The organism is Paenibacillus sp. sgz302115, from assembly GCF_056120445.1.
Map to the genome: position 1 here is coordinate 47,393 of NZ_JBVYOK010000023.1, position 16,561 is coordinate 63,953.

Annotated in this window: 15 protein-coding genes and 1 other annotated feature; all 15 genes read right to left on the bottom strand. The window is 49.1% G+C overall.

The genetic code is table 11. The features are described from left to right. Positions 1–79: 79 nt before the first annotated feature. The 15 genes from rpoC to cysS all read right to left on the bottom strand — a co-directional run bounded on the left by rpoC (position 80) and on the right by cysS (position 16,544). Complete coding sequence (gene rpoC / locus AC0LWN_RS27725) at positions 80–3,691, bottom strand: DNA-directed RNA polymerase subunit beta' (RefSeq protein ID WP_458967403.1); 3,612 nt, start codon at positions 3,689–3,691, stop codon at positions 80–82. 115 nt (positions 3,692–3,806) lie between these two features. Continuing rightward, positions 3,807–7,352, bottom strand: a complete 3,546-nt coding sequence (gene rpoB, locus AC0LWN_RS27730) for a DNA-directed RNA polymerase subunit beta (protein ID WP_474671094.1) — start codon at positions 7,350–7,352, stop codon at positions 3,807–3,809. Between the two features lie 423 nt (positions 7,353–7,775). Continuing rightward, the gene (locus AC0LWN_RS27735; RefSeq protein WP_474671096.1) at positions 7,776–8,372 is read right to left on the bottom strand and encodes a class I SAM-dependent methyltransferase; all 597 of its coding nucleotides are present in this window, start codon (positions 8,370–8,372) and stop codon (positions 7,776–7,778) included. Positions 8,373–8,761: 389 nt separating this feature from the next. Then, complete coding sequence (gene rplL / locus AC0LWN_RS27740) at positions 8,762–9,124, bottom strand: 50S ribosomal protein L7/L12 (RefSeq protein WP_458967406.1); 363 nt, start codon at positions 9,122–9,124, stop codon at positions 8,762–8,764. 63 nt (positions 9,125–9,187) lie between these two features. Then, positions 9,188–9,691: a 50S ribosomal protein L10 gene (gene rplJ, locus AC0LWN_RS27745; RefSeq protein ID WP_458967407.1), complete on the bottom strand. Its 504-nt coding sequence runs from the start codon at positions 9,689–9,691 to the stop codon at positions 9,188–9,190. Positions 9,692–9,756: 65 nt separating this feature from the next. Beyond that, positions 9,757–9,911: a sequence feature (ribosomal protein L10 leader region), on the bottom strand. A gap of 68 nt (positions 9,912–9,979) precedes the next feature. Beyond that, positions 9,980–10,672 carry a 50S ribosomal protein L1 gene (gene rplA, locus AC0LWN_RS27750; RefSeq protein ID WP_458967408.1) on the bottom strand — a complete coding sequence of 231 codons (693 nt, stop codon included), beginning with the start codon at positions 10,670–10,672 and terminating at the stop codon, positions 9,980–9,982. Between the two features lie 81 nt (positions 10,673–10,753). Beyond that, positions 10,754–11,179, bottom strand: a complete 426-nt coding sequence (gene rplK / locus AC0LWN_RS27755) for a 50S ribosomal protein L11 (protein ID WP_019908208.1) — start codon at positions 11,177–11,179, stop codon at positions 10,754–10,756. A 75-nt stretch (positions 11,180–11,254) separates the two neighbouring features. After that, a complete protein-coding gene (gene nusG, locus AC0LWN_RS27760; RefSeq protein WP_238655642.1) occupies positions 11,255–11,788 on the bottom strand; it encodes a transcription termination/antitermination protein NusG in 534 nt (177 codons plus the stop codon). 21 nt (positions 11,789–11,809) lie between these two features. After that, positions 11,810–12,001 carry a preprotein translocase subunit SecE gene (gene secE, locus AC0LWN_RS27765; RefSeq protein ID WP_019908206.1) on the bottom strand — a complete coding sequence of 64 codons (192 nt, stop codon included), beginning with the start codon at positions 11,999–12,001 and terminating at the stop codon, positions 11,810–11,812. Between the two features lie 20 nt (positions 12,002–12,021). Continuing rightward, entirely contained in the window at positions 12,022–12,171 is a 150-nt protein-coding gene (rpmG, locus tag AC0LWN_RS27770) for a 50S ribosomal protein L33 (RefSeq protein WP_074086515.1), read from the bottom strand. A gap of 396 nt (positions 12,172–12,567) precedes the next feature. Then, a complete protein-coding gene (gene sigH / locus AC0LWN_RS27775; protein ID WP_019908203.1) occupies positions 12,568–13,212 on the bottom strand; it encodes an RNA polymerase sporulation sigma factor SigH in 645 nt (214 codons plus the stop codon). A 163-nt stretch (positions 13,213–13,375) separates the two neighbouring features. Then, positions 13,376–13,897: an NYN domain-containing protein gene (locus AC0LWN_RS27780; RefSeq protein ID WP_474671099.1), complete on the bottom strand. Its 522-nt coding sequence runs from the start codon at positions 13,895–13,897 to the stop codon at positions 13,376–13,378. Between the two features lie 2 nt (positions 13,898–13,899). Further along, the gene (gene rlmB, locus AC0LWN_RS27785; RefSeq protein ID WP_458967410.1) at positions 13,900–14,661 is read right to left on the bottom strand and encodes a 23S rRNA (guanosine(2251)-2'-O)-methyltransferase RlmB; all 762 of its coding nucleotides are present in this window, start codon (positions 14,659–14,661) and stop codon (positions 13,900–13,902) included. A gap of 42 nt (positions 14,662–14,703) precedes the next feature. Next, positions 14,704–15,141 (bottom strand): Mini-ribonuclease 3, encoded by a 438-nt coding sequence (locus AC0LWN_RS27790; RefSeq protein WP_474671101.1) that lies wholly within the window; start codon positions 15,139–15,141, stop codon positions 14,704–14,706. Then, the gene (gene cysS / locus AC0LWN_RS27795; RefSeq protein WP_458967412.1) at positions 15,138–16,544 is read right to left on the bottom strand and encodes a cysteine--tRNA ligase; all 1,407 of its coding nucleotides are present in this window, start codon (positions 16,542–16,544) and stop codon (positions 15,138–15,140) included. The genes AC0LWN_RS27790 and cysS overlap by 4 nt, the downstream gene beginning before the upstream one ends. Positions 16,545–16,561 lie beyond the last annotated feature (17 nt).

Here is a 16,561-nt window from a genome sequence, read left to right on the forward strand (position 1 = left end):
TATTAATATTCACAGCAGTCAGCCGCGCCACGATTTATTGGGAACCGTGACGCGGAATCTGCCAACTGTGATTATTCAATTATTCAGCCGGAACCGTTTCTAGAGCTTCTTCCACGCTCTCTTCATTCGGATCTGTCAGCTTGACATTGCGGTAACGATTCATACCAGTACCGGCAGGAATCAGCTTACCAATGATAACATTTTCTTTAAGACCGAGCAGCTTATCCACTTTACCCTTAATTGCAGCATCTGTCAGGACACGTGTTGTTTCCTGGAAAGATGCAGCAGACAGGAATGAATCCGTCTCAAGGGAAGCTTTGGTAATACCGAGCAGTACCGGTTTGGCGACAGCCGGCTCATTACCGGAAAGGATTGCTTCCTTGTTGGCTGTTTCATATTCGTAAATATCCGCAAATGCGCCCGGCAGGAGGTTAGTATCTCCAGCGTCGATAATACGGATCTTGCGCAGCATCTGCTTGATCATAACTTCAATGTGCTTATCATTGATTTCAACGCCCTGGTTACGGTATACACGCTGCACTTCTTGCAGAATGTAGTTCTGTACCCCGCGGATCCCTTTGATACGCAGCATTTCTTTAGGGTCAATCGAACCGTCTGTCAGCTCATCGCCGGCTTCAATCTCCTGGCCTTCACTGACACGCAGACGCGAACCATAAGTGATGGAATAAGTCTTGGATTCAGCTTCACCTTGAACCTCGATTTCACGGCGGTCCTTAGTTTCGCGGATTTCCTTGATTACCCCGTCAATTTCACTGATTGTAGCCTGACCTTTAGGGTTACGGGCTTCAAACAGCTCTTGGATACGCGGCAAACCTTGCGTGATGTCATCACCGGCAACCCCCCCGGTATGGAACGTACGCATGGTAAGCTGTGTTCCCGGTTCACCGATGGATTGAGCGGCGATAATGCCGACTGCTTCCCCGATTTCCACGAACTTGCCTGTTGCCAGGTTGCGTCCGTAGCACTTCTTGCAGACTCCGTGACGGGCACGGCAGCTCAGTACAGAGCGGATCTGCAGCTTGGTAACACCGGCATTGACGATTTCCTCTGCCTTGTCGGAGTCAATCAGATCATTCCGGTGAACGATAATTTCCTTCGTTTCCGGATGACGGACAGTTTCAAAGGAGTAGCGGCCTTCAATACGGTCGTACAGGTCCTCGATAACTTCCTTACCATCCTGGATACGGCTAACCGTGAACCCTTTATCGGTTCCGCAATCCTCTTCACGGACGATAACGTCCTGTGCCACGTCAACGAGACGGCGGGTCAGGTAACCTGAATCCGCTGTACGCAGCGCTGTATCGGCCAGACCTTTACGCGCGCCGTGAGTAGAGATAAAGTACTCGAGGACTGTCAGGCCTTCACGGAAGTTCGCCTTGATTGGCAATTCAAAGATTCGTCCTGAAGGTGTAGCCATCAGACCGCGCATACCACCAAGCTGGGTGATCTGCGATTTGTTACCGCGCGCCTTGGAGTCGACCATGAGCATGATGGAGTTGAAGCGGTCCATCGACTTCAGCAGGATATTGGTCAAGTCATCCTTCGTCTTGGACCAAATCTCGATAACACGGTCATACCGTTCATCGTTAGTAATCAGACCGCGGCGGTATTGATTGGCAACCACATCAACCTTGGCCTCGGACTCTTTAAGAATGGTGGCTTTTTCTTCAGGCACAACAACGTCGGAAACGGCAACCGTAACACCGGAGCGTGTGGAATAAGTAAAGCCGAGCTGTTTGATTCTATCCAGAATCATAGAGGTTTTGGTTGTGTGATAGGTTTCGAAGCAGCGGGCAATAATGAGCCCCAGATATTCCTTACCCACCGCACTTGCATCCGGAGCAGCCATGATCAGTTCGCGGATATCCGCACCTTTTTCATAGATGAAATACTTTTCCGGTGTGCCTTGCAGCAGATTTGCTTTGGTCGCTTCGTTGATATATGGGAAACTGCTCGGATAGATTTCGTTGAAGATAATCTTACCGATTGTTGTGATCAGCATTGCTCCTTGCTGCGCCTCAGTGAAGCTGGTCTTGCCGAGCGCTTTAGCAGGAATAGCCACACGGGCATGCAAGCCTGCGGTTCCGCGCTGATAAGCTGAAACAGCCTCGTTCACGGTACGCAAAATCATGCCTGTTCCCTTTTCTTCCTTGTTGTCCATTGTCAGGTAGAATGTACCAAGGACCATATCCTGGGAAGGGGTAACTACCGGTTTACCATCCTTAGGGTTCAGGATGTTACCGGATGCCAGCATGAGAATACGTGCTTCTGCTTGAGCTTCTGCTGACAAAGGTACGTGCACCGCCATCTGGTCGCCGTCAAAGTCGGCGTTATAAGCCGTACATACGAGCGGGTGAAGACGGATTGCATGACCTTCCACCAGAATCGGTTCAAAAGCTTGAATACCAAGTCTGTGAAGCGTAGGGGCACGGTTCAGCAGAACCGGATGCTCTCTGATTACTTCCTCAAGCACATCCCATACCTCAGGGCTTACGCGCTCAACCTTACGCTTTGCGCTCTTGATATTATGGGCAAGTCCTTTGTTAACAAGTTCTTTCATGACGAACGGCTTGAACAATTCAAGCGCCATTTTTTTCGGAAGTCCGCATTGGTACATCTTTAGGTAAGGTCCTACGACGATAACGGAACGACCGGAATAGTCAACGCGTTTACCGAGCAAGTTCTGGCGGAAACGTCCTTGTTTACCTTTCAGCATATGGCTGAGAGATTTGAGCGGACGGTTACCAGGACCTGTTACCGGGCGGCCACGGCGGCCGTTGTCGATCAATGCATCGACAGCTTCCTGAAGCATGCGCTTTTCATTCTGCACAATAATGTCAGGAGCGCCGAGATCCAGCAGTCTCTTGAGACGGTTGTTCCGGTTAATTACACGACGGTACAGATCATTCAAGTCAGACGTAGCAAAACGTCCGCCATCGAGCTGAACCATTGGACGAAGCTCTGGAGGGATAACCGGAAGCACATCCATGATCATCCAATCAGGCTTGTTGCCGGAGTTGCGGAAAGCCTCGATAACTTCCAGACGCTTAATCGCCCGGTTGCGCCGCTGGCCTTGGGCCGTACGCAGCTCTTCTTTGAGGAATTCCAGTTCTTTATCAATGTCGATATCCTGAAGCAGTTTTTTGACAGCCTCAGCACCCATGCCGGCTTGGAATCCGTAGCCATATTTTTCACGGTAGCTACGGTATTCTTTTTCGGACAATAGTTGCTTTTTCTCAAGAGGAGTTTCACCTGGATCAGTTACAACATACGATGCGAAGTAGATGATCTCTTCAAGCGATCTTGGGGACATGTCAAGCGCCAGACCCATACGGCTCGGAATCCCTTTGAAATACCAGATATGAGAAACCGGAGCTGCCAGCTCAATGTGGCCCATACGTTCGCGGCGAACTTTAGCGCGGGTTACTTCAACGCCGCAGCGATCGCACACAACGCCTTTGTAACGGACGCGTTTGTATTTACCGCAATGACATTCCCAGTCCTTTTGCGGTCCGAAAATACGTTCGCAGAAAAGACCTTCTTTCTCCGGTTTTAACGTACGATAGTTAATGGTTTCCGGTTTTTTAACTTCTCCGCGGGACCAAGAACGAATTTTTTCCGGAGAAGCGAGCCCGATTTTCATAAATTCAAAATTGTTAACGTCCAACAAGGAGCAACCCTCCTTAACCTATATCCTGATTTAGTACCGCACAGCCCTCTGTTGACGGTGAAGTCGACAGAGGGCGCGGTCCATTTTTAGATGAAATTAATGTCTTGCTGGCTAACTACTCTATTCCGACCTCTGCGCCTTCCAAATTAAGGCTCAGCTTGTCGCCTGACGTCTCGTCCTCATCGTCCAGTTCCTTCATCTCAATTTCCTGCTCGTCGCCGCTGAGGATTTTCACATCCATACCCAGTGACTGCAGTTCCTTGATCAATACTTTGAACGATTCCGGAACACCCGGTTCTGGAACATTTTCACCCTTGACGATGGACTCATACGTCTTCACGCGGCCAACCACGTCATCGGATTTCACGGTCAAGATTTCTTGCAGTGTATAGGCAGCGCCGTAAGCTTCAAGCGCCCAAACTTCCATTTCCCCGAAACGCTGTCCACCGAACTGGGCTTTACCGCCGAGTGGCTGCTGGGTAACGAGTGAGTAAGGACCTGTGGAGCGGGCATGAATCTTATCATCAACCATGTGCGCCAGTTTGATCATGTGCATGACACCGACCGTAACTTCACGCTCGAAGCGTTCACCTGTGCGCCCGTCATAAAGCACGGTTTTACCATTACGCTGCATACCTGCTTCTTCCATCGTATCAAATACGTCATACTCGCGCGCACCGTCGAATACCGGCGTTGCTACGTGAATACCGAGACGAAGTGCAGCCATACCGAGATGGACTTCCAGCACCTGCCCGATGTTCATACGCGAAGGTACACCCAGCGGGTTCAGGACAACCTGTACCGGCGTACCGTCAGGAAGGAAAGGCATATCTTCTTCTGGCAGGATACGGGCAACGACACCCTTGTTACCATGACGTCCGGCCATCTTGTCACCTTCAGAAATCTTACGTTTCTGAGCGATGTAGACACGCACCAGTTGATTAACACCCGGAGGCAGCTCATCGCCGTTCTCGCGTGTGAATACTTTTACGTCAACGATAATACCATCACTACCATGAGGAACGCGCAAAGAGGTATCACGAACTTCACGTGCCTTCTCACCAAAGATAGCATGGAGCAGGCGTTCTTCAGCAGTCAGCTCAGTTACACCCTTAGGAGTTACTTTACCAACAAGAATATCGCCAGCGTTGATTTCCGCACCGATGCGGATGATCCCGCGCTCGTCGAGATTGCGCAGCGCTTCTTCACCCACGTTCGGAATATCACGCGTAATTTCTTCAGGTCCGAGCTTCGTATCGCGGGCTTCGGATTCGTATTCCTCGATATGGATCGAAGTGTATACATCTTCCTTAACCAGCTTCTCACTCAGCAGGATCGCATCCTCGTAGTTGTAGCCTTCCCAAGTCATGAACGCAACGACTACGTTGCGGCCCAGAGCCAATTCGCCCATTTCTGTAGAAGGGCCATCTGCCAGGATATCACCTTTTTTCACAATGTCGCCCCGTTTAGCAAGCGGACGTTGATTGATGCAAGTACCCTGGTTCGAACGCATAAATTTATGCAATTTATACTTAACGATATCGCCTTTAACTTCCTTGCCGTCAACAGTTTCAACACGGCGCAGCCAAATTTCATTGGCAGAGGAGCGTTCGATAATACCGTCATATTTGGAAACAATACATACGCCGGAGTCCTTAGCGGATTTATGCTCCATCCCTGTACCTACCAGCGGTGCCTTTGGAATCAACAACGGAACAGCTTGACGCTGCATGTTCGATCCCATCAGTGCGCGGTTGGAGTCATCGTTCTCCAGGAACGGGATGAGCGCCGTAGCGACGGATACGACCTGTTTTGGCGATACGTCCATGTAGTCAACACGGCTGCTGGCCATAGTGGTAATGTTATCTGAATCCTTGTTGTAACGAACGATAACCATGTCCTCTTTAAAGGTTCCTTCTTCATCGATCTGTACATTCGCCTGGGCAACTACATAGTTGTCTTCTTCATCGGCGGTCAGATAATCAATATGCTCCGTTACCTTGCCGGTCTTCGGGTCCACCCAACGATACGGAGCTTCAATAAAGCCGTATTCATTGATGCGGGCAAAGGTGGACAAGGAGTTGATCAGACCGATGTTCGGACCTTCCGGAGTTTCGATTGGACACATCCGGCCGTAGTGACTGTGATGGACGTCACGAACCTCAAAGCCCGCGCGTTCACGAGTCAGACCGCCTGGTCCGAGTGCAGACAGACGACGTTTATGCGTAAGTTCTGCCAGCGGGTTCGTCTGGTCCATAAACTGTGACAACTGGGAGCTGCCGAAGAACTCTTTAATGGACGCGATAACCGGACGAATATTGATCAGAGCCTGCGGTGTAATTGCGTTCGCATCCTGAATCGACATTCTCTCACGCACTACGCGTTCCATACGGGACAGCCCGATACGGAATTGGTTCTGCAGCAATTCACCAACGGAACGCAGACGACGGTTCCCCAAGTGGTCAATGTCATCCGTGTTGCCGATACCGTGCAGCAAATTAATAAAGTAGCTGATTGAGGAGATAATATCAGCCTGGGTAATATGCTTAACGGATTTGTCGATATTGCCGTTGGCAATCAGCTTGATAACCCGGCCTTCCTCAATTGGAGAGAACACGTCGATCGTTTGAAGCGGAATATCTTCACTGTCCAGCACTCCGCCGGTTACGCGGTAGGTTTTGGCAGCGACATCCTTCTCGAAATAAGGAATCAGCTCATCAAGAAGTCGGCGGTCAACCATTTGTCCGGATTCCGCCAGGATTTCTCCTGTAGATTCATCAACCAGTGGTTGCGCCAGACGCTGATTAAACAGCCGGTTCTTAATGTGCAGCTTCTTGTTGATTTTGTAACGGCCTACATTGGCCAAGTCATAGCGTTTTGGATCGAAGAAACGTGCGACCAAAAGGCTCTTGGCGTTATCCAGTGTCGGCGGTTCGCCCGGACGCAGACGCTCGTAGATTTCGATAAGCGCCTTCTCCGTAGAGTCCGTGTTGTCTTTATCCAGCGTATTGCGAATATATTCATCATTGCCCAGCAGTTCCAGAATTTCGGCATCACTGCCGAACCCGAGAGCACGCAGAAGCACGGTAACCGGAATTTTACGCGTCCGGTCGATGCGGACGTACATGATGTCCTTAGCATCGGTTTCCAGCTCAAGCCAGGCTCCGCGGTTTGGAATTACTGTGGCGGTGTAGGTTTTTTTGCCGTTCTTATCTACTTTCGTGCTGAAATAGACGCTTGGAGAGCGAACCAACTGGCTGACAATAACCCGTTCCGCACCATTGATAATAAAAGTGCCGGTCTCCGTCATCAGCGGGAAATCTCCCATGAACACTTCCTGCTCTTTGACCTCACCGGTCTCCTTATTAATGAGCCGCACTTTCACACGTAGAGGAGCCGCATATGTTACGTCCCGCTCTTTAGCGTCGTCAACCGTATACTTCGGTTCGCCTAGGCTGTAATCAATGAACTCAAGTACCAAATTACCCGTGAAATCCTGGATCGGCGAGATATCCTGAAACATTTCCCGCAATCCTTCCTCCAAAAACCAATCATAAGATTTTTGTTGGATCTCGATCAGGTTAGGGACCTCGAGTACCTCTTTAATTCTCGCATAGCTCCGCCGAGTGCGTCGACCATACTGAACAAGATGTCCTGCCAACTTTACTCACCCCTCATGTCTACTCACTTAAAAATTGATTGCGAACCCTTGTTTGGACCCGTATAATGGAACCATAACATAAGGATTCAGCCATAAATGAAGAAAAGCCCTTATCGAAATCTTCGAAAAAAGAGCGCATCTTTCCACGGCCAAAATACTCCTTATCCAGTAGATTTGCCTAAAACGTAAGTATTATACGTCACCAAGCAACAGTTTATGCGCTATTATCTATTGCCCCGGCGACCTTCGCCGTGACAGGAACATAGAGAACTGAATTCGCAAAAACTTGCCGTACGGCATGCGCTTACCGGCGACAATATATTACTTGACATTTCAGCAAACTAAAGACATGGAGCCTAGCTTAATACTGACATTTTACAATAATAACACTATCGACATCGTCTGTCAACAGGTTATAATATTTTATTTCTGCGCCTTAATGATTCGATACCCTTTGTCTTTCCCCACTTCTTCCACATCCGGGAACAAGCTCTCAAGCTTAGCCACAGCCGATGGAGCCCCTTGTTTCTTCTGAATCACAATCCACAGCGTTCCACCATCATTCAGATGCTCATGTGCTTCTTCAAAAATTTGATGCACTACCGCCTTGCCGGCACGGATCGGAGGGTTCGTCAGTATCACATCAAATTTCTGTCCGCTCACTGCGGAGAGCACATCACTCTCCATAACCGTTACATTGCCCACTCCGTTGTTTCGGGCATTCTCACGGGCAAGCTCCACTGCACGGCTGTTGATATCAATCATAGTCACATGTCCTTTGGGTGTCAGATAAGCTGCACTAATCCCAATAGGCCCATAACCACACCCTACATCAAGCACAAACGATCCATCCGGAATATCCATTGCTTCAATCAGAACACGGCTGCCGAAATCAATGTCTCCTTTGGAAAAAACACCGGCGTCACTGGTAAAGCGGAGGCTTTTTCCTCTCAGCACCGTATCTATGGTACGTCTGTCATGACGTGCATCGGGCTGCTGCGAGTAATAATGCTGCGACATAAAATCCTCCCTTTCGTTGTACTCTTTCTATATAAACTGAATAATAGACTCACCAAATCGGCTTTGATCGTGATTGCGGAGAATGTTTGGACTTCCGGCCGCTGTTATGTTTGGATTTCTCTGATTCGAACCGCTGATCGCGGAAGAAATCCAAACATAGCCTAATCATACGGCCAGCTTTCCTACGGAAAGCTCTTAGGCGGACGCATTCGCTCCTCCAGTTCCAAACTTCTCCTCCATCACTTATGCCTTTCTTACAGTTCTTTAATTCAGATTATGCAGCAAGCTCGTATCTTCCTTATAGAGCAACCCCCTTGAACAAGTTCAAGGGGGTTGCTGGAACCGGAATGCGCAACGCGCATTCCGGGAGAAAACCTAATTACCTTATATTACTTCAGTTCTACAGCTGCGCCTGCTTCTTCCAATTTCGCTTTTACAGCTTCTGCATCTTCTTTGCTTACTTTTTCTTTGATTGGCTTAGGTGCGTTGTCTACGAGGTCTTTAGCTTCTTTCAAGCCCAGGCCTGTGATTTCGCGAACGATTTTGATAACGTTGATTTTGGAAGCACCAGCGTTAGTCAAAACTACATCAAATTCGGATTGTTCTTCAACAACTGCAGCAGCAGCGCCGCCACCTACTGCAACTGGAGCTGCAGCAGTTACGCCGAATTCTTCTTCGATTGCTTTAACCAGGTCGTTCAGTTCCAATACGCTCATGCCTTTAATTGCTTCCAAGATTGCTTCTTTACTCATGGTTGAACCTCCATTTTATAATTAAATTTGTTTGTGTTTTGTTACGAGACTAGAGTCAAAGGCTTACGCGCTTTGCTCTTCTTTCTCAGCGACAGCTTTAACTGCAAGCGCGAAGTTGCGCATTGGAGCTTGAAGCACGCTAAGCAGCATGGACAGCAAACCTTCGCGGGAAGGAAGCTCAGCCAGTGCTTTCAGTTGTTCCGCATCGATGACACGGCCTTCTACAACGCCGCCTTTAAGTTTCAGAGCGTCGTTCTTCTTAGCGAAATCGTTCAGAATCTTAGCTGCTACTACTGCGTCAGTTTCGCTGAAAGCGACCGCTGTAGGACCAGTCAGAACTGCATCGAGTTCAGTCAGTTCAGCCGCAGCTGTTGCGCGACGAACCAATGTATTCTTCAGGACTTGAAAATCAACCCCAGCTTCACGAAGCTGCTTGCGCAGTTCGGTTACTTGGGCAACGTTCAATCCGCGGTAGTCCGCAACAACAGTGGAAACACTGTTCTGCAGTTTGCCAGTAACAACATCAACCGCATCCTGTTTAGCTTGGATTACTTTTGCATTTGCCAATTGTATACACCTCCTGAAAAATTATGTCACGACGATTCTTCCCGAAGAATCCGCGTCGTTCCTACGCAGGCATTAGAAAAGCCTCCGCAGATTCACGAAGGCTTGATAAAACGAAAGTGGGTCAGGCATAAGCCAGGCACTTCTTGTTTCTATCACAACACCTCGGTAGGAAATTAAGCCCTGCGGCACCTACTGTCTACGGTAAGCATATTCAAGTTCAAGAATGATCACCTTAAAGTTTACAACTGTTACAGATTATCAAAGATGACTGCGAGAGTCAACCTTTATTTATCTGAAAGCAGCTGTGTTCACACGAGCGCTAGGTCCCATAGTGGACGAAATTGCAACGCCTTTAAGGTATACACCTTTGGCAGCAGCCGGTTTCGCACGGTTCAGAGCGTCGATCAGAGCTTTGAGGTTATCGTTCAGTTGTGCAGCATCGAAAGACACTTTACCGATAGGCGCGTGAATTTGACCTGCTTTATCGAGACGGTATTCGATTTTACCGGCTTTAATTTCTTGAACAGCCTTGGTAACGTCGAAAGTAACTGTGCCGGCTTTAGGGTTAGGCATGAGACCTTTACCACCAAGCAGACGACCTAGTTTACCGACTTCACTCATCATATCAGGTGTAGCTACGCAGACGTCGAATTCAAACCAGCCCTGTTGGATTTTGTTGATCATATCCTGATCGCCTACATAATCCGCGCCAGCAGCTTCCGCTTCTTTCGCTTTTTCACCTTTTGCAAATACAAGCACGCGTTGTGTTTTACCTGTGCCGTGAGGCAGTACAACCACACCACGAACTGCTTGGTCTTGTTTACGCGGGTCTACACCCAGACGAACTGCTGCTTCAACGGTTTCGTCGAACTTGGCAGTTGCCGCCTTTTTCACAAGCTCTACAGCTTCTGAAGGCTCGTAAGTAGCTTCGCTGTTGATCAGCTTAGCTGATTCTTGATACTTCTTACCATGTTTAGCCATGAAAATGTTCCTCCTTTGTGGTATTAGCGGAAATTCCTCCCACATATTACGGTCATAAATGACCGGTTCATCGAATACTTATTAGTCTTCGATTGTGATCCCCATACTGCGGGCAGTACCTTCAACCATACGCATTGCAGCTTCAACAGATGCAGCGTTCAGGTCAGGCATTTTTGTTTCAGCGATTTCACGAACCGCTGCGCGGCCCAGCTTCGCTACTTTTTTCTTGTTTGGTTCACCGGATCCTTTTTCTACTTTAGCAGCGATGCGAAGCAGAACGGCAGCCGGAGGAGTTTTGGTGATGAAGGTAAAGGAACGGTCTTCAAATACTGTAATTTCAACCGGGATGATCAGGCCAGCCTGGTCGGCAGTACGAGCGTTGAATTCCTTACAGAATGCCATGATGTTGACACCTGCTTGACCTAACGCCGGACCTACTGGAGGCGCTGGGTTCGCTTTCCCTGCAGGAATCTGCAGTTTCACCATTTTAATAACTTTTTTAGCCATGAGTGACACCTCCTTGCGTGAATAGTGGTATTCGAACGCTAAAACGCGTTCTCCCACAAGAAACCCTTGCGACTGTTATATTTTCTCCACTTGAGTGAAATCCAACTCCAGCGGGGTTTCCCGTCCAAACATGTTAACATGCACTTTGATCTTGCTCTTGTCAGCCAAAATTTCTTCCACGGAGCCCACAAAATTCGCAAAGGGACCAACCATAATACGTACGGATTCCTTAATTTCGAAATCAATCTTCGCTTTAGGTTCAACCATGCCCATATGCTTCAGAATTTGTTCAACTTCTTCCGGAAGCAGAGCAGTAGGCTTGGACCCGGAACCTGTCGAACCGACAAAACCGGTAACGCCCGGCGTATTGCGGACAACATACCAAGAATCATCAGTCTGAATCATTTCGACCAAAACATAACCAGGGTAAACTTTACGCATGACGGTTTTTTTCTTGCCGTCCTTGTTTACCAGTTCTTCTTCCATAGGAACAAGAACACGGAATATTTTGTCTTCCATGCCCATGGACTCAACGCGTTTTTCCAAATTGGCCTTAACCTTATTCTCATACCCGGAATAGGTATGAACAACATACCATCTTTTTTCCATACCAAGCCACCTGGGACCTCTCTAAATAATCCTTTCGATCACAGCGGAAATACCGATGTCCAGAACCCAGAAGTAAAGAGCGATCACTACAATTGTACCGAGAACGATCAATGTGTAGTTCTTCAGTTCCTTACGGCTGGGCCAGCGAACCTTCTTAAGTTCACTCCAGCTCTCAGTGAAAAAGGAAAACAAAGACTTGAAACTACGTTTCACGCCGACTACACCTCCAAAGACTATCTGGTTTCGCGATGAGGAGTTTGCTCGTTACAGAACTTGCAAAATTTCTTCATCTCCAAGCGGTCGGGGTGATTTCGCTTGTTTTTGGTTGTCGCATAGTTTCTTTGTTTGCAACTTGTACAAGCCAAAGTGATAATTACCCGCATGATGTGCACCTCCCGAAGACGTCCTTCTAACGTTGAAATTAGAAGACGCAAAATTGATCCTAAAAAAAAGCCGCGAATTTAGGCCTACCTAAAACACTTTAGCATAATGTCAACTGCTGTGTCAACGAAAGAATTCCCCATCGCACTTGGGTAATTTCGGGTGCTCCAGCCTTGCGCCGTATGTCATCTTTGGCATTTCCTTTACCATGTTTCGAAAGGGCATTAATTAATGCTTCTCTTACGGCATAGCCGTTCCTACTTACCATTATGGAGCATTCAATCAGTCTATAAACCTGCTGTCAATGTCAAGCGGCCAAAATCCTGTCATTTCAACTGAAATATCTTAATGCACTAAAAAAAGACTCGATGTCCGAGCCTTTCCTGTTCATTATATCATCAATTGTCACGCACTTCCAGATATCTTTCCAATTTACGTTTCACTCGCTGCAAAGCGTTGTCAATTGACTTCACATGCCGCTTCAAATCCTCAGCAATCTCCTGATAGGATCGTCCGTCCAGATAGAGCATCAGAACCTTGCGTTCCAAATCGCTCAAAATTTCCGCCATCTTATCTTCCAGGCCGATGAATTCTTCCTGATTGATAATCAGCTCCTCAGGATCGAGCACCTGGGTTCCGCAAATGACATCCATCAATGTCCGGTCAGAATCCTCATCATAAATGGGCTTGTCCAAAGAGACATAAGAATTGAGCGGAATATGCTTCTGGCGGGTAGCTGTCTTAATGGCGGTAATAATCTGGCGGGTAATGCAGAGCTCGGCAAATGCCTTGAATGAAGAGAGCTTGTCGCCCTTGAAGTCACGAATTGCCTTATATAAGCCGATCATGCCTTCCTGCACAATATCTTCACGGTCTGCCCCAATCAGAAAATACGAGCGGGCCTTGGCACGGACAAAGTTACGGTACTTGTTAATTAAATGCTCCAATGCGCCACTGTCGCCACCACGGAAGATCTCGACAATTTCTTCATCGCTTATGAAATCATACTCGGACAGCATTATTTCCTTGAGGTCGACACTCACCAAGAATCCCCCCGGCTGCAACGCAAGACACATCGTTACTTCGCGAAATATAGGACCAGTATATATTATGTTACCTTACAACGTCAACCGCATATTGTCCAAAAACAATCTTCAATAACATTTTATGTCATTTCGTCCAGAGATGCTACAGCTCACGGCAGTTTCATTGACGACGCCAGTCCTCCAGCCGTTTGCGCATTTCAGGCGGCAGCTTTTCTTCCAAGGAATTCCGTTTGGAGCTGATGCTCCGGGGTTCGATTGCTTTCTTGACCTGCTTCTGATTCTCTTCGATCGCTATCCGCAGTTCCCGGGCGGATATCCGCAGTGCGCCTTGGGCAAAAATGACATGCTGCTCAATAAAATCACTGGTGGCTACGTGAATCTGCCGCCTGCGGTGACTGAACTCACCAACTAGCCGCTCGATGCATTCATCCGCAGTCTCTTTTTCCTTGGTGAAGAACACCTGCACTTTCCCCTGCACAAAGGAACGCCCGAGGCCAGGCACACGGTAAGCATCGAACACGGCAATGACACGCAGCCCGGAGAATGCCTGATAATCTGCCAGTAAATCCAGCAGTCTGTCGCGCGCTTCCTGCATGCCGGTCTGTGACAATGCGGCAAGATCAGGCCAGCCGCCGATCATATTGTATCCGTCCACAAGCAGAATATCACGCCAGTCAGCCATCGCTACCCTTGCTGATGCCGGCGGCGCAGCACCTCATACATAACAACGCCTGCAGCGACTGAAGCATTTAGCGAATTGATCTTTCCGGCCATAGGCAGCTTCAGCAGAACATCGCATTTTTCCCGGATCAAACGGCCCATCCCTTTATTCTCGTTGCCGATCACCACAGCCACCGGACCAGTAAAAATATCAGAGGCATACAGATTCTGATCTGTATCCACATCGGTGCCGACTACCCAGACCCCCAGCTCCTTGAGCCGGTCGATCGTCTGTCCGAGATTTGTTACCCTTGCAACTGGCACATATTCCACAGCACCTGCGGAGGTTTTGGATACGGTAGCTGTTATCTGCGCTGAACGCCGTTTGGGAACAATAACTCCATGCACACCGGTGCAATCGGCGGTACGCAGAATAGAACCCAGATTGTGCGGATCTTCGATTTCATCCAGCAAAATAAGAAACGGCGGTTCCCCCTTGGCTTCTGCCGCTGCCAGAATATCTGCCACCTCGGCATAAGCAAACGGCGCAGCCTGTGCAACTACTCCCTGATGCTGCACTCCCGGAGCAAGCTGGTCCAGCTTTCTTTTATCCACATGCTGGATCACAATCCCAGCTTTGCGTGCTTCGGCGATAATCGGTGCAGTCAAATGCTTTTGTGCCGTTTCGGCAATCCATATTTTATTAAGGGTGCGGCCGGCACGAAGCGCTTCAAGCACTGAATGCTTGCCAGCGAGCACTTCCTCTTCTGTCTTCAATTCTTCCATGTTCATGCCTCCTAATCTATAAATCTATATCCCGAAAAAGCCTTACTTCGGCCGGTTCATCATGTATTGTAAGCTGCTGTGAACGATTTCTTGTATTCTGGCCTGCTGGCCTGTGTAATACAAATAGCCGATCAGACATTCGAACCCGGTGGCGTGGCGGTATTCCAGCACATCGGCATTTTTCGGAATTGTCCCCGACTTGGCATTCCGCCCTTGCCGTGCAACCTCCTTCTCCTCATCGGTAAGCATCGGCTCAAGATAAGCCAGAATTGTGCTCTGCGCTTTGGCCGAGACTAATCCTGTCGCTGCACGGTGCAAATGGTTCGGGCGCAGGTTCGGCAGCGATATCAGATACTGGCGGACCGCCACTTCGTAAATGGCATCCCCCGCATACGCCAGTACGAGCGGCGGGAGCAGCCGGGCCTGCTTGGAAGGCTCATAGGGAAACCAGGCGCTCTCTGGTTGAAATGGCCCGCTCATTTCCGCCGCCACCGCATGCCTTGCGGAGTGTCCTCTAGCAGGATGCCCATGGCGTTCAGCTCATCGCGGATCTCATCGGAACGGCTCCAGTTCTTATTTTTGCGCGCCTCCGCCCGCTCAGCAATCAGACGCTCCACTTCTTCACCGGCAACCTCATCATCATGGTCTGGAGTAAGGCGCAGCACCGCATTCATCTCGGCAAAAGCCTTCAGCAGTGCGGCAAAGTCTGCGGACAGCGCCTCTGTATTCGCAAGTGTGTTGTTCGCAAGGCTCACCCAATCGAACACCGCCGTAATCGCATCCGGCGTGTTGAAGTCATCCTGCATTTTGGCATGGAAATTGTTAATGATCGCTGACAAGCGCTCCGTGATCTGCCCGCTGGCCTCTCCTTCGGCACCTGCTGGATCAAGCTCCAGCCGATGCTTCACATTGCTCTCAGCAAGAGCAATACGCTCAGCGCTTTTTTCAGCAGACAGCATGGATTCTTCCGTGAAATTCAGCGGATTGCGGTAATGCGTGGAGAGCATGAAATAACGGATGGTCCCGGCTTTGAAGCGTTCGCGGATGTCTTTTACAAGATGACCGTTGCCGAGCGATTTCGACATTTTTTCGTCGCCGATATTAATAAATCCGTTGTGCATCCAGTAGTTGGAGAGCGGCTTGCCTGTTAACGCTTCTGTCTGGGCGCATTCGCATTCATGATGCGGGAACTGCAGATCCTGCCCGCCGCCGTGGATATCAATAGTGTCGCCAAGAAATTCGCGGGCCATAGCCGAGCACTCAATATGCCAGCCGGGACGTCCGTCGCCCCAAGGGCTGTGCCAGTGAACTTCGCCCGGTTTGGCTGCCTTCCAGAGCACAAAATCCTCAGGCTTTTCTTTGCGTGAATCCACTTCCACCCGGATGCCGAAGTGCAGCTCCTCCAGGTTCTGGCGGGACAGCTTGCCGTAATCGGCAAATTTTGCTGTACGGTAGTAGACGTCGCCCCCGTTTTCATAAGCGTAGCCTTTCTCCTCAAGCTCCTTGATGAACTCGATGATCAGGTCCATGCTCTGCGTTACACGCGGATTCATTGTTGCCGGCTTCACGCCCAGGCCCGCGATATCTTCACTGTAGGCCGCAATAAAAGTCTCCGCTACCTCAGCTACAGTGGTGTTCATTTCCTCCGCTTTGCGGATCAGCTTGTCGTCTACATCCGTGAAATTCGTAATATACTGCACTTCATTGCCGATATGCTCCAGGTAGTTTCGCACCATATCAAAAACGATAATCGGTCTGGCATTTCCAATATGCATATATCCGTAAACCGTCGGACCGCATACGTACATTTTCACCTTGCCTGGTTCCTGCGGCGCAAACAGTTCCTTGCTGCGGGACATTGTGTTGTAGATTTGCAAAGCCATTCTTTTCCCAATCCTTC